The sequence below is a fragment of the Microcoleus sp. C2D2 genome (assembly GCF_036702495.1).
Taxonomy (GTDB): Bacteria; Cyanobacteriota; Cyanobacteriia; order Cyanobacteriales; family Microcoleaceae; genus Microcoleus.
This window is the reverse complement of sequence record NZ_JAUBTO010000012.1, coordinates 1-13,944: the sequence shown is the minus strand read 5'-3', so window position 1 is coordinate 13,944 and position 13,944 is coordinate 1. Positions and strand designations below refer to the sequence as shown.

At 45.7% G+C, this 13,944-nt stretch carries 13 protein-coding genes; 8 read left to right on the top strand and 5 right to left on the bottom strand.

Going from position 1 to position 13,944, the window contains the following annotated elements; all coding sequences use genetic code 11:
- The first annotated feature begins 121 nt into the window (after positions 1 to 121).
- Positions 122 to 601 (top strand): GNAT family N-acetyltransferase, encoded by a 480-nt coding sequence (locus QUB61_RS06565; protein WP_333125573.1) that lies wholly within the window; start codon positions 122 to 124, stop codon positions 599 to 601.
- A 170-nt stretch (positions 602 to 771) separates the two neighbouring features.
- On the opposite strand, the gene QUB61_RS06560 is transcribed toward QUB61_RS06565, so the two are convergent.
- From QUB61_RS06560 to QUB61_RS06550, 3 genes are read right to left on the bottom strand one after another with little or no spacing between them, the layout of a single operon-like run.
- Entirely contained in the window at positions 772 to 1,158 is a 387-nt protein-coding gene (locus tag QUB61_RS06560; protein ID WP_333125576.1) for a hypothetical protein, read from the bottom strand.
- A 23-nt stretch (positions 1,159 to 1,181) separates the two neighbouring features.
- Positions 1,182 to 1,451 (bottom strand): hypothetical protein, encoded by a 270-nt coding sequence (locus QUB61_RS06555; protein ID WP_333125578.1) that lies wholly within the window; start codon positions 1,449 to 1,451, stop codon positions 1,182 to 1,184.
- Positions 1,452 to 1,469: 18 nt separating this feature from the next.
- Positions 1,470 to 1,844 carry an HNH endonuclease signature motif containing protein gene (locus QUB61_RS06550; protein WP_333125581.1) on the bottom strand — a complete coding sequence of 125 codons (375 nt, stop codon included), beginning with the start codon at positions 1,842 to 1,844 and terminating at the stop codon, positions 1,470 to 1,472.
- Positions 1,845 to 2,401: 557 nt separating this feature from the next.
- Between QUB61_RS06550 and QUB61_RS06545 the strand changes: the two genes are divergently transcribed.
- Complete coding sequence (locus QUB61_RS06545; protein ID WP_333125582.1) at positions 2,402 to 2,581, top strand: hypothetical protein; 180 nt, start codon at positions 2,402 to 2,404, stop codon at positions 2,579 to 2,581.
- Positions 2,582 to 2,591: 10 nt separating this feature from the next.
- Here the strand turns inward: QUB61_RS06545 and QUB61_RS06540 are convergent, their stop codons facing one another.
- Complete coding sequence (locus tag QUB61_RS06540; protein ID WP_333125584.1) at positions 2,592 to 8,300, bottom strand: AAA family ATPase; 5,709 nt, start codon at positions 8,298 to 8,300, stop codon at positions 2,592 to 2,594.
- A 330-nt stretch (positions 8,301 to 8,630) separates the two neighbouring features.
- Between QUB61_RS06540 and QUB61_RS06535 the strand changes: the two genes are divergently transcribed.
- Positions 8,631 to 8,768, top strand: a complete 138-nt coding sequence (locus QUB61_RS06535) for a hypothetical protein (RefSeq protein ID WP_333125587.1) — start codon at positions 8,631 to 8,633, stop codon at positions 8,766 to 8,768.
- 387 nt (positions 8,769 to 9,155) lie between these two features.
- Here QUB61_RS06535 and QUB61_RS06530 read toward each other — a convergent pair whose 3' ends face one another.
- Entirely contained in the window at positions 9,156 to 9,329 is a 174-nt protein-coding gene (locus QUB61_RS06530; RefSeq protein WP_333125589.1) for a hypothetical protein, read from the bottom strand.
- Between the two features lie 125 nt (positions 9,330 to 9,454).
- Between QUB61_RS06530 and QUB61_RS06525 the strand changes: the two genes are divergently transcribed.
- Genes QUB61_RS06525 through QUB61_RS06505 form a run of 5 tightly spaced genes read left to right on the top strand, consistent with a single transcriptional unit; the run spans position 9,455 to position 13,825 of the window.
- Complete coding sequence (locus QUB61_RS06525) at positions 9,455 to 10,252, top strand: hypothetical protein (RefSeq protein WP_333125591.1); 798 nt, start codon at positions 9,455 to 9,457, stop codon at positions 10,250 to 10,252.
- A 30-nt stretch (positions 10,253 to 10,282) separates the two neighbouring features.
- Complete coding sequence (locus QUB61_RS06520; protein ID WP_333125593.1) at positions 10,283 to 10,885, top strand: hypothetical protein; 603 nt, start codon at positions 10,283 to 10,285, stop codon at positions 10,883 to 10,885.
- Positions 10,886 to 10,940: 55 nt separating this feature from the next.
- Complete coding sequence (locus QUB61_RS06515; protein WP_333189880.1) at positions 10,941 to 13,382, top strand: HEAT repeat domain-containing protein; 2,442 nt, start codon at positions 10,941 to 10,943, stop codon at positions 13,380 to 13,382.
- Positions 13,367 to 13,600, top strand: a complete 234-nt coding sequence (locus tag QUB61_RS06510) for a hypothetical protein (protein ID WP_333125596.1) — start codon at positions 13,367 to 13,369, stop codon at positions 13,598 to 13,600. The genes QUB61_RS06515 and QUB61_RS06510 overlap by 16 nt, the downstream gene beginning before the upstream one ends.
- Positions 13,601 to 13,645: 45 nt before the next feature.
- Positions 13,646 to 13,825, top strand: coding sequence for a hypothetical protein (locus QUB61_RS06505; protein WP_333125599.1), 180 nt, complete (start codon positions 13,646 to 13,648; stop codon positions 13,823 to 13,825).
- Positions 13,826 to 13,944 lie beyond the last annotated feature (119 nt).

Genomic DNA, 13,944 nt, shown 5'->3' with positions numbered 1-13,944 from the left:
AGACGGGCAGGATGCCCGTCCCACAACAATTGTAGAAAAATTGACTGTCTAATAAGATGCACAGCAGCTTACCTCTATTCAGCAACGCCAGCTTTCAGAGTTAACTGGAGTTCATGTAGCAATGCAAATTGAACCATACGACCCTCGCCACCTTGATGCTGTTATTTGTCTTTCGCTTCGGGCCTGGACTCCGGTATTTGAGTCGATTCAGAAGGCGATGAACGCTGATGTTTACCAGGCATTCTATCCGAATCATTGGCGTGTGAGCCAGCAAAAAGCTGTCGAGGATGTCTGTGCTGCGGAAGACACGAATGTATGGGTTGCGATCGATGCCGGTTCTACTGTGGGCTTTGTGGCCGTGAAATTACACTCAGAGGACAGCATGGGTGAAATCTACATGGTTGCTGTCGATCCAGACTTTCAAGGTCGCGGCATTGGTAGTGCTTTGATAGAATTCGCTCTGGGTTGGATGAAAGATGCGGGGATGTCTATTGCTATGGTTGAGACTGGGGGCGATCCTGGTCATGCCCCAGCGCGTCACACCTATGAAAAGGTCGGCTTTGAGCTATTCCTAGTCGCCAGATACTTCAAGAAGCTTTAAGTGCAGATGTTGATTTCGCGATCGCATTCTATTCTTGCAATTTAATGCGATCGCCCGCTCTTGTACGTTGGGGTGAAGGATGAAACCCGGCACTCATCCCTGCTTAGAACTCAAGCGACCAACAGTGGACGCAGTATCTGTTGATATGAGTTTAAGGCTTTACTTGCAAATCAAGTTAATTTCTTTGCTTTTTCCAACAACGTGTCAACATCCTGCAATATTTCTTCGCCTTTCAACCTTAATCTTTCGCGGTAGTCTCTCAGAAAACTTATTCTTTCTTCCAATGAAAACTTCCTTAAAAAATCAACCTCAATAACGTTAGATTTGTCACTCATTAGGCGTAGAGCGACTTGCAAGTTTTCACGCGTCTGCGGTTTAATTTTAGCTTGAGATAATTTATTGATAATGGCATCCTTGAAGTCTGTTTGGGCATATCCTCTTATGCCCTTTTCTAAAGAAACAGAATTTAAGCCTTTACAAACTTCCCTAACTAAGTATTCAGAGAAGCCAAGAGATCTTAAATCTGCTTTTGTCAATAAGGTTAGATCTTTACTCACTTTAGTTCTTCCTCCGTGATAGGCTATGCAGCATTCTTTTTTAGCTCCTCCAGTTGCCTACGGAGTTCCCGTTTCTCATCTTCCAGCTTGTTGATACGAGCGGCCTGTGCAGCAATTGTTGCATCATTAGCACGGAGCATATCTTCATACTGTTTCTTCAAAGTTTCTAAAGCATCGGTAAGTTCTTTGATTAAATTATATTGCTTTGTGTTTTTCACTTTTAATACTGTCACCTCCGTTTTTAGTTGGTTAATATCTTGATCACCTTTTTTTAGAACTTGTTTTGCATTCATCTTAAAACCTCCAAATATTTAGAAGAATAAATTAACAATTTTTGTGCCAATGCTGAGATTGCAATTAGGATGCAGCAACCGATAGTTTTCAACTTTATTAGCATTACAGCCAAGCTTCATTATTGGTTCCACATGATGCACTACTGCATCCGCTTCTCTCATTAACGTATTACAGTAAGCACACATTCCTTTACGGCACTGAAATTCAGCTTTTTTCCATGCTCTGCCTTCTGAAGAACTAAGCCAGTTTTTAAATTGCTGCCGAGGATCTGTTGCAGTTTTTCCTTTCTTCAATGCAGCTTCAACATTTGCTAAAACATCCTGCCCTTTTTTTCGGAGAATATCTCTCTCCCTGTAAAGTTTGTTTTCCTTATCCGCTGAATCATTACTCATATGATCTATAAGACCCAACATCCCTACTTCCGAATTGTGACTTGCTGCCTTCTATCTTGTCACCAGTGAAATTACGGATAAATCTAGTCGAAAATTACTGCGTTAGCCAGTGTACGTAGATATTTAACTTAAAATACCCTTGAGATCAGGCTATCTGCGCGGTCTAACACTTCACGGCAGCGGACGGATGAAAGCTGCTGGTGCTGAGTTCTAAGTTATCTACCGCTGCTGCGTTTTGCCGTTAAGCCACAATGTATGCGACATAAGCTACAGGTTGCGATCGCATAAAGGCAGATAATTAGAGGTTATAATTGGAAGTTTTAGAGATTGCAGGTATGACCAATGCTTGGAGAGTCAAGTCTGACTGCTAAACTCATAGTTTGAAGTCCAATTTCACGATCGCATTCTATCCTTCAGCTTAATCCTGTAGAGAGAGGAAACTTTTAGAACTGCCTGGTAAAACACGATCGAATCGTCCGCCAATTTGAAGCATCTTTTTTTTACTTCTCAGATGCGAAATGCCGGAAATTTAGGCGGCAAACCAGAGGGGATTTGTTGTGAGCTCTCGAAGGCTGCAATCATGGTTCCGCGATCGCTCATTCGTTCTCCGCTTCTTGCTGATTGCCCTTGTCGTTTCAGTCTTGCTGTTAATCTCTAAGGCAAGCTTGTTTGAGAGTTCTGCGATCGCACAAATCCCGATGCAACCCATGCCATCGAATCCTTGGAAATACCAATAACAACTACTCATCAAGTTTGGCTTTGGACAGCCAATTCTTGATAGGCCTGTCGAATAGGAATCTGAATGATGAACTCTGCCCCCTGACCGGGATGAGAAACACACTTCAACTGTCCGCGGTGTTTTTCTACCACAATCTGGTAGCTGATTGACAGCCCCAGACCGGTGCCCTTCCCTACCGGTTTCGTCGTGAAGAAGGGGTCGAACACCCGCTGGCACACTTCCTCTGTCATACCGGGGCCATTGTCGCAAATGCGAATCACCACAAATTGGGGACCTTTCCGGATCCGGGCGAGGTTGTGGGAATCCACCTCAACCGAAGAAACTGTAGAGCTTTCGGCAACGGGGGGATGGGAAATCGGGGATTTTTCTTCGTCCGCATACCCCACAGAGGTGCGAATCGCGATCGCGCGCGGCCCCCTTTGGTCATGGAGAGCCTCAATCGCATTCGCCAGTAAATTTACAAACACCTGGTTCAGTTGGCCCGCATAGCACTCCACCAGCGGCAGCGGGCCGTACTCTTTAATGATTTGAATAGCAGGCTGGTCTAATTTAGCTTGCAGTCGATGCTGCAAAATCAGTAGAGTGTTATCGATGCCCTCATGGATATCCACCTCTTTCATTTCTGCTTCATCCAGTCGCGAGAAGTTTCGCAGCGAGAGGACAATTTCGCGAATTCGGTCTGCCCCCACCTTCATCGAATCCAGCACTTTGGGTAAGTCTTCCATCAAGAACTCTAATTCGATCGCGTCTATCTCCTCAACAATCGCTCCTGTGGGATGGGGGTATTGTTCTTGATAGAGTTTCAGCAGTCCTAGTATGTCTTCACTGTATGTCCTGACGTGAGTTAGGTTGCCATATATGAAGTTAATCGGGTTATTGATTTCGTGGGCCACCCCTGCCACCATCTGTCCGAGGGACGACATTTTCTCAGTCTGAATGAGCTGGGTCTGGGTGCGCTGGAGTTCTTGGAAAGAAAGCTCTAGTTGTTGGGCTTGTTTTTTTAATTGCGCTTCAGATTCTCGCAGAGCTTGCTCTATCTGCACGCGATCGCGAATTTCCTGGCTCAGGAGCAGATTTTTTTCCTTTAATTCCTGCGTCCTCTCTTCCACTTTATGTTCCAAAGTTCGGCTGTAATCTTCTAATTGCTCATTGGCTTGTTTCAGGTTGTCAGTCGCCTCAGACAAATTGGCATAGAGTCGGGCATTTTCCAGGGAAATCGCCGCTTGAGAACAGATCGCGGTTAAAACTTCCAGGCGATCGGGAGTAAACGCACTCCTTGTCAGATTATTTTCCAAGTAAAGCAGACCAATGAGCTTTCCTTTATGGACGATCGGCATACATAAAACTGACTTGGGTTGGGCGTTAACTATATAGCTGTCCCTGGTAAAAATTCCCTCCTGACTTGCATCATTTAAAACCACATTTTCCCGAGTTCTAGCCACATAATTGAGGAGAGAAAACGGCAATTTTTTACTTGTTTCTATTGGTGTGGATTGCAGCACTACTACCTCATTATTATCTATGCTTGCCATCCCTTCTACCACCAGTTGACCATCTTTTTCTAAAATTAAGTAGCTTTTTTCAGCCCCAGCATTCTCCATCGCAATTTTCAATAACTTAGAAAGCAGACTTTCCAGAACAATTTCGCCAGAAATAGCTTGAGAAGATTTCATCACAGAGGCGAAATCCAGTGCTGCAAAACTCCCTGTAGTCGTCGAGCTGGTCGTCCGCGATACGTCGAAGCTGGCGGCTTCTTCAGTCAGTATTCGCGAGAAGAATTCAGGATATTCTTCTGATAAATCCTGCACTTTTGCTTTCGCTCCCCAGCGAATATAGCCATAGTAAGCATCCGTCAAATAAATCTCCGCTATCTTCTCCCGGCCGCGAGAGAAATAAAACTCGGCAGCGCGTTCATTAGCTAGGGCTTCTTCCTGAATGTATCCCTGTTCTCTGGCTCCTTGAATGCTGGCGTCATAATACTCCATCGCTTTGCCAATTTTTCCCAATACCCGCGCTTTCTCCGCCTCCACTAATTCGTACTTGTGCTGGAAGTTAGACGGGGCATGAAATGCCCATTTCTGCATTTTTTCTTGATTAGCTTCAACTAAGCTGATGTATTGCTGTTGTTCGGCGTGTGAAGCTTGAGGATAAACAGCGAGTAGAGCGAGGGAATAATAGAAGTTGTGAGGAGCAGAAACTAACATTCCCATCACGCTGGCTGCGTGCTCTGCAGCTAAACTGGCGTTGGTAACGGCATTCTTTGGTTCTTTAAATAGATATAATAGAATTGTTTTGGCTAGATAAGTAATAAACAGCAAAATCCTATTGTTAGTTTCAATAAAAACAGGCAACATTTGTGTTTCATTAAAACTTTTGCCCACCAAGTGACTTTTGACCTCCGTTTCATTTTGAAGATTTAGCGTCAATTGGTGAAATATCTGGATGTAATAGATAGAATAGTCTTGTTTTAGTTTGAACACTAAATCAAGATATTGCTCTTGTTCCTCTTCTATAATGTCTAATCGTTCGCCAGTCAAAAATACGATCGCACAATAGGTAGTAACACAATAACCGGCATATTCTATATCTCCAGTTTCCCGTCCACTTTGAAACGCTGACAGTAAGGGGTTTAAAGCTTGTTTAGCTGGCTCTTTCCAGTGTATAACCAAACTATATAATAATTGATTCACTTTACATTTAAGCGAGTTGGCATTAAATTTATTCAACAACTTTAATGCCAAGTTACCCGACTTATATGCGGCATCTATATCCCCTATTCCCGAACACAGTATTACACTATAAAAAGCATACACAAAAGCAGCTAGAGGCGAATGACCGTGTTCCACGCAGATTTTAACTAGAGTCACTGCAAGCAGGGATAAAATTTCTGGTTTTGCAGTGTAAGCAGGAGAAACAAGGGACATCAATATCCTTAAAGCCGCTATCTTGTAAGGGTCTGTCATTTCTGGGATATTGTCTAAGTCGGCGATATCTGGCAACTCAACCACAAAACCCCCGTCACCCTCGTTATTTGACAAGGAAACACCCAGCATATCCAGGACTTGCAGCCCAGTATCAATGGCTTTTAACATCTGATTTTGAGCCATATAATACTGGATTTGTAGCTCGTATACTTTCACTCTTTCGAGCAGGGTGCTAGCTTGTTGTAAAACAACTTCAGCAAGAGCGGCTGACCTTTCGTAATTGGTATTAAGATATTCCGCTTCTACGGCTTCTACATAGAGTGTTAGTGTCAGATCGTAGTGACTCTGCCAACTGTTTTCTGCCAAGAGTTCTAACCCTACTTTTAGTTGCGTGATAGCAGCTTCATAAGCTGACGCTGCTTTGGCTTTTCGACCAGCTATTAAATTTAATCGGGCTAGACGATCTTTTTTTGCCTGATGGGTGAGGAAGTCAGCCCCAACATTTAACTGATTGACAATCTCAAAGATATTTTCTTCAATTTCCTCTGCTGGAGTATGCTCCAGTAGCAGTTCACCAATTTTTAGGTGGGTCTGTTGTTTCTGAGATTCCGGAATAAGAGAATACGCCGCTTGCTGCACCCGGTCATGGAGAAATTTGTAAGCGATAGGCGCGTGATGGCTGTAAGGCAAAGGGCCAGGTGAGGATGATAGGAGAGGAGAATCTGGAGATATTCTCTCCTTTACTTCCCTGCTCATTTCATCGGAGGTAAAAACGAGAGGGATTTTGTAGGCTTCGCTCAGGGGCAAAACCAAGCCAGCCTGAAGTGCTTCCCACAAATGGGCCGCCGTTTCCGACTGAGATTTTTCATTGACAATAGCCAGAACGTCTAAATTAAATTTGTCTCCAATACAGGCGGCTAATTTTAAGACATCCTGCGTCTCCTCCGGGAGTTTTTGAATATTTCTGGCAATCAGTTCGACGACATTATAATCCGTGATGCCTACGGCTTGAATTTGGTTCAATGACCAATGCCAGCACCCAGCACTGAAATCAAAGGTCAATAGCTTTTCTTGATGCAGAGTAGCGAACATCTGAGTCAAGAAGAAAGGATTGCCCTGGGTTTTATTGAAAAGTAGCTCGGACAATTCAGAAACCCGGTTTCTCGGAACAGAAGACTCATTCAGGGTATCGGCTACCAGCAAGCTGACGTTGCCAATATCCAAAGGACGGAGGGTGATATTATTTACAACCGCCCCATTCTTTTGAATCTCATCCAACGTCAGCATCAACGGATGCGTCGGACTGACTTCGTTATCTCGATAGGCTCCCATCAGTAGTAAATACTTGCTGTCCGGGTCACAAATCAGCAGATGAATCAACTTGAGCGATGCCGAATCTGCCCACTGTAAGTCATCCAAAAAGACGACAAGCGGGTGTGAGGGTTTAGTAAATACATGAATGAATTGTTTAAACACCCGATTAAAGCGATTCTGGGATTCAGATGGCCCCAATTGCGGAACCGCTCCTTGAGGCCCGACAATCAGTTCGACTTCGGGAATGACATCTACTATGACTTGGCCATTTGAGCCTAAAGCTTCTAAAAGTTGCTCTTTCCAAATCGCTAGTTTTTCCGAACTTTCTGTTAACAGATGCCGCATCAAGCCGGCGAAAGCTTGAATCAAAGAAGCATAAGGAATATTTCGCTTTAATTGGTCAAATTTACCGGAGATAAAATACCCGCGCTGCCTGAGAATGGGTTTTTGAACTTCATTCACTAAGGAAGATTTGCCAATTCCTGAGTAACCGCTCACTAGCATCATTTCGCTGTTTCCGCCGGAGACTCGCTCAAAGGCTGCCATCAAAGTGGCTACTTCTTGCTCGCGGCCATAGAGTTTTTGCGGGATGATAAATTGTCCGAATTTATCCCTCTTACCGATTGAGAAGTTGCCAATTTTCCCATGGGTTTGCAGTTGATGACGGCACATTTCTAGGTCAGCTTTTAGCCCTAGGGCGCTTTGGTATCTGTCTTCAGCGGTTTTGGCTAATAATTTCATTACGATGTCAGAAATCGCTTTGGGAATCTCAGCGATTTGCTCGTGGGGTGGCACTGGTCTTTTAGCGATATGGCAGTGAATTAATTCCAGGAGGTCGGTGGCTTGATGCGGCAGCTTTCCAGTCAGAATTTCATAAAAGGTGACACCTAATGAGTAAAAGTCGGTGCGGTAGTCAATTGAGCGATTCATCCGCCCGGTTTGCTCTGGAGACATATAGGCGAGGGTACCTTCTAGCAAGTTGGGATTGCTGAGGCTCTGGTTTTCTCGCTCTAGGTACGTGGAAATGCTAAAATCTATGATTTTAATTTTATCTGTTTTGGAGTTGATAATGATATTCTGCGGTTTAATATCTTTATGGATAATCTTATTTTCATGCAGTTGAGCTAGGGTCTCTGCTAAATGAATTGCCAGACTTAGAAATTCGCTTATTTCAAGGTGTTTAGCTGCGAGTAGGTTTTTCAGGGATTTCCCCCCAAAATCTTCTAATATCAGCGCCAGACCGTTATTATGCTTTTCCAAAGAGTGAGCTTTGACAATCCCTGCCATGTCCAGAGTTTTGAGGATTTTATATTCATGTCTCAACCGCGCGATTTCTTCTATTGTGGGATACTCGGCTTTGAGGGTTTTTACTATAACCTGAGTTTGCTCCGACTCCCTAACCCCCCGATAAATAACTGTATTGACACCTTCGTGAAGTGGCAACGATAAGAGTTTGTAACCGGGCAGCGTGGTTTTCATATTCGTTTTTTCGATGAGTACGATTATTCAGACCTGGAATTGATAGAGGGGACTCTGAGACGGCGATGTTCGATCGCCTGTTGGGAAAATTTAAACTAGCAGACCATCAGCTTGTTAGCAAGTGGCAATATTTTCTCTGCTCATTGTAATGCTAAAGTGTATCATGGTGTGATGTTTAACTATCCTATCTCTGGTGGAGTAGGACAAACAAGAATGGGCGCTTTCCCAGGCGCATCCAGGTAAATTATGCGATCGCACTACCTCCACCGTCTGTTTAAATGTCTCTGGACGTCCTGGGCACACACGCTTAAAGTTTTCATAGCTCAGGTTTTGGCAGAACTTGAAGACGATCGCAGATGCGATCGAGCATTTGCTCGTTCTCTCGATACTCTTGCCAAACTTGCAGCGCCCGCAATGGCTGAGTATCACGCAGGTAAAACCCACGAACTCGATCCAGAAACATTGTGAAGTGACCGACTAAAGCCGAATTCCGTAAATCTTTTGTCGCACAGCCAAAGCAAGTTCATTCTTCTCTCCACGCGAGGCCTATCGCCAGTTCAAGGAAAACCCAAGTTATCCAAGTCTGCGTTTCAAAAAAGTGCATCGAGAGTTACGAATCAACTCTGCTGGAATTAGCAACAATTATCGAGCCATTAATCAGTTGGATGGAGATACTGTGCTCGGGTTTTGAGTTGGTTCACACGCAGAGTACGACAAGTTGCTATCTCAGTTATAACTGATATCTTACACTATTGTCAGCAACAGGCAAGATGCCTGTTCCACAAAAGATAAATTTTCTTGTGGAACAGGCATCTTGCCTGTTCATAAAAGGTTAATTTACAATGGTGCAAGATCTCAGTTATAACCGTGCAGCATAACAAGTAGCTGCACTGAAATGTCCCAATCTTCTTGGTTGAATCGCAGAGGTTGTCTGCGTCTGGCGATATCGATCGTTAGCTGGCGATCGCCATACTCAATACCCAATACTTCAAAATTACCTGCGGGCGATCGCCAAATGAATCTCGCCAATCGATCCAATTCGTCTTAACAAGATTTAACTTTTAAAAGTATCGATAATCGGCAATTTTAGAATACAATGGTTTAAATTAATTCAGGCGCTAATCTTGAGGTGCGATCGCGCGAAGGAGGAGTTTATGGGCATTCAAAACCCATCGTTCAGACGGAAAAAGTGCCTCAAATTTCTGGGTGGTTCGGCTGTTGGGTTGGCGGGACTGCTGGCAGTCTGGATTGTGGGTGGCAACTATATCGCCTCTGTGCAGGAAAAAGAAATCGAGCAGGATTTAGCAGCATATGCCCAACGGTTTCCCAAAACAGAGCCGAATGATGCGGCGTTGAAGCTGGCGGCGTTGATAGCTAAATTAGGGATCGATGCAGGGGGGGGAAGTTTCTCTCCTGTCGATCGCTACATGGGGTCTGTGGCTGATTTTAGGTCTTCAGAGGACGATCGAAAGGCATTTGAAGAAATCAGACAAGAATTAAAGCAGTACCTAGACGCTGAGATTGCCAAACCAAACGATACCGTAAATCCACCTTCAGAGAAATTACAGCGCTATCTCGCCTCCAAGCAAACGGCTTTAGCAGAACTTCGCCAGCAGGTTTTAAATAATGAAGTGCCGCACTGGGGAACAGATATTACCTGGATGCTGGAAGGCGATATTACGGTTCCCCTACCCAGTTATTTATCGCAGGTTAATTTCCACCTAGTTTTCGCCCTAGACATTCTAGAAAAATACCGTAAAGGTCAGACGGAAGCAGCAGGAGAAATGCTGGAAGTATCCTGGAAACTCAACCAGTATTTAACAGAAAGCCCCTCCCTAATCTCTCAACTGGTGGCTTTAATTGTGACTAAATATCAAGCAGGGGTGATGCGGAAAGTCGATCGCCTTCCGGCCCAGTGGCAGCAGCGCTTGCTGGAACGCGATTACCGCTAATCGATATTGACATCCTTGCAGGGAGAATATTTGTCTCAGTTCAAATTTTCGCAAGACTTCTTTTGGAAATACTCGTGGTCTTCGATACTAGAATCATCAGGCGCTTCTAGTCGTCAGGGAATATTTGCACTATTTCAGACGGAAACGAACGATCCCCCAACTTTACAACAAAAAATCTTAGCGTGGACTATATCTCCTGTCCTGGTGTGGTTCAAGCCGGCGATCGAACCTTATGTTCGCTTTTGTGCGATCGATACTTATCAAGTCTATAAACGATCGCTTGCAGCATCTCGGCAGCACAATTTTTGCGCTTCTGATTCAGTCACGGTAGATGACTTGGCGTGGTGGAATTATATGGGTGGGGCGTCTACAGCCTTTCCCCGCCAAACCAGTAAAGCAGCCCAGTCTATGCTGAATTTGGAACTGACTCAGAAAATTTTGCAAGTCAAAGCACTAGCAGCCAAAGCCGGAAAATGGCCGCCATCGGTTCCCGAGATGAAGTCGTCTATTTGTCGGGGGGCAAAATGGGTGTATCGCGTTGCTCCGGATGGTACGATGTCGATCTCGTTTAGCGAGAAACCCAAATGGTTGGAGGAGAGATTAAAGAGCAACATAGCGCTACCATTTACCTAAGCGACAAGACACCGCCGCAGCTCAAAAACCGAGCCTCTACCCGACCAAAGCGACGATCGCACATCCCCAACGACAGTTTGCGACCTTCCTCACCGTTGCCTTTCTCAGCAGCACCTTCGGGCTGGCAACCGTTGGCGAAGCCTCGGGAAAAAGTGCCTCAGAGCCCCAGATTTCGACCTACATCAAAAAGTTAAAAACCGATAAGGATTGGCGCCAGCGCAGTCAGGCAGCATCGGCATTAGGTGGGATGAGTCAGAAAGCCGATACGGTGGTTCCCGCTTTGATTGAAGCCTTGCAGGATAGAGATGAAGTTGTGCGCCTGCGAGCCACCTTTGCCTTGGCGAAATTTGGCTCGCAGGCTGCTCCCGAACTGATAGAAGCGCTGAAGGCGGAAAATGAAGCGGCTCGCACCAGTGCAGCATTTGCCTTGAGATACATGGGCTTTCCGGTTGCTCCCATGCTCGCGGACGCGCTCAAAAGCGGAGATGGTCGAGTTCGGTCTTTAGCTCTCTCGACATTGAAGGAGATGGCAACAGACTTGCAACGCCGTCCTTTATCTCAATCGCCTTCTATTGCCCAGTTGCAGCAGGCGGTATCTGCTTTGGAGGAAGCGCAGCAAGAGATGGATCTGTTTCGGAAGCTGCGAAATCCGGAAAATTCCATTGGACTGCGCCAGCAGGCCGTATACGCATGGGAAGACGAACAAGCCATCCGTCAATCCCTGATTGCCTTGAGAAGGGACGTTCAAGACTACTACACTGAAATTGCCCTCACAGTGAGTCTCCGGGTACTGGGGATTTCGATGTTGGTTGGTGCTTTCATCCTCTGGAGTCGTCCCGAGTTGCTCCTGCGCTTGAGCCGAGCCATTGTCCGCGCCAAAGAAAACCGAGAGGTTTTAGCGCAGGTGCTGGCGGAGGTTGAGCAATTCCTGAAGCAGGCAGGGGCGACAACCCAACGCGACGGCCAACACGGTCTGCAAATGACTTCAGCGCCGGGTAGACTCAAGTCTTATATTCCCTTACCTGTAACGTTTGCAGAGGAACCAGTCGATCGAGATGTGGCGGAGTTGGTGCAATCTTCGGCGCGGTTGGCGGGGAAACGCCCCCAGCAAGCGGGGATTCTCCTCTATCGAGAACCGCCGGATACCCTGTTCCGGATGCGGATGGCAGAGGTGCGCCTGCGCGATGGTTTTGTGCTGTTACCGATCCCATTGGCGGCCCTAGAGCAAGCCTTACTCGATGGTGGCGCGTCTGCTGGACTTTTAGCTCAGTATACCGATCGCTATTTACCCGGTGCTGACTTATTTGACGATCGTAATGCCATTGGTGATACCATGTCGTTCTTCGGCCGCGGAGAACTGTTGCAGCGCCTGGAAGAAGACCTCCACCGCAGTCAAGGGATTGGGTTGTTTGGGTTGCGGAAGTCTGGGAAAACCTCGATTTTGCTGCAATTGGGGTTTGCCATGCGACGACATCCAGTCGTTCACATTGACCTTCAACCCTATGGGGGCAAACTTCGTTACGGTGCCGAATTGTTCGATCGTATCCTCCAAAAACTCGCTCAGTTCGTCAAAGAACGATCGCCCAAATCCCCTTTTAACTTCGATCCCTTGCTGCCAGAACATCGCCCCGCTTCAGAATTAACCGCAGATTTTGCCCAAAAGATGAGTCAACTTGCCGAAAAATTAAGTCAAGCGGGATATGAGTTACCCATTTTATTATTTTTAGATGAAATCGAACGCATTCTCCCCACTCAAAGCGATGTCCGGGAAAGAGCAGAGGAATTTAACGCCTGTTTCGGTGCATTTCGGGCATTGAGTCAGGAACGGCGATTGCTTTCTTTGCTCGTGGCTGACGTGCATCCAGACTGCAACCGCATCAATCAATGGCAACAAGCTGATGTCCCTACCAACCCAGTGTTTAACTTTTTCAAGGAAGTGTTTGTTCTCCCATTTTCCCCGGAAGAAACCACTCGGATGCTGACGGATATCGGAGAACTGATAGGCGTAAAATTTGACGGGCAGACCCTTAGCGCGATTCACAGAGAGAGTGGTGGACATCCCTTTGTTGCCCGACAGTTAGCCAGTTTGCTGTGTAAAAAAATCGTGCCAAATGGTCGTGGAGAAATCCAATCGTCAGCCGCACAGAGCTATCTCGATCGACCTTTCACCTATTCGGGCATTTTAAAAGACTACTTTGCTCAAAACATTTGGGGCGATTTGGACAAACGCAACTTTGACTCGGCTATGGCAATCTTGAAATTGTTGTCCTGTAATGAAGACTCGGAAATCCTGGGTCATGTTGTTGTCGATCGACTGTGCGACAGTCTGACCGAAAGTGACTGTTTGGATGCCCTTTTATGGTTGCAAGCCGTCGGGTTAGTCTCTGCCCAAGAATCGGAGGGTCGCGATCGATATCGCATACAGGCTCCATTGATGTCGCGCTGGTTGCGGATGCAAATGAAAGAGGAGGAAATTCGCCAATGGCAGCTTCAGTAAGACCGGATTTTCGTTTGCCGATCGATGAATCTAACTATTTTTTTGGATGCAGCCATTTACTATCGGAAATCGAGCGAACTCCTTTTCGCGTGAGAATTATCTTGGGAGGACGAAGGTTGGGAAAAACCAGTACATTAAATGCAGTTAAGCGGAATTTTTTGGGTGTGAGGAAAGACGAGCGTCAAGCTTTCCCAGTTCTGTTTAATTTGCAGCAATAACGACCCAAGAGCTTAGAACAATTTCGCTATCTTCTGATTGCTAGATTGCAAGAAGCATTTGCTGAATATTACGCCGGAAATCAAGCCAATTGGAAAAAAACTTATCGTCGATTTCTCAGACAGATTCCCGGCGGATCGATCGACTTGGGTTTGCCCAAGTTCGGATTGAAATTGAACGTGACTAATCCCGATTCCGATCGCAGCTTAATTCACGAAGATTTTTGACAAGATTTATTGAAAATCCTCAAGCAACTGCAACAGAAACAATAGACCTCTTGCAAAAATCCTTTTCATAAATTTATGGGACGGGCTCTTCGGCCCATCCCACAAGAGTTATTTTTTAT

Bases quoted from the DNA above. Each gene is read 5' to 3' on its own strand.
- QUB61_RS06565 (WP_333125573.1), top strand. From the start codon at position 122: ATGCAAATTGAACCATACGACCCTCGCCACCTTGATGCTGTTATTTGT.
- QUB61_RS06555 (WP_333125578.1), bottom strand. From the start codon at position 1,451: ATGAATGCAAAACAAGTTCTAAAAAAAGGTGATCAAGATATTAACCAA.
- QUB61_RS06550 (WP_333125581.1), bottom strand. From the start codon at position 1,844: ATGAGTAATGATTCAGCGGATAAGGAAAACAAACTTTACAGGGAGAGA.
- QUB61_RS06540 (WP_333125584.1), bottom strand. From the start codon at position 8,300: ATGAAAACCACGCTGCCCGGTTACAAACTCTTATCGTTGCCACTTCAC.
- QUB61_RS06525 (WP_333125591.1), top strand. From the start codon at position 9,455: ATGGGCATTCAAAACCCATCGTTCAGACGGAAAAAGTGCCTCAAATTT.
- QUB61_RS06510 (WP_333125596.1), top strand. From the start codon at position 13,367: ATGGCAGCTTCAGTAAGACCGGATTTTCGTTTGCCGATCGATGAATCT.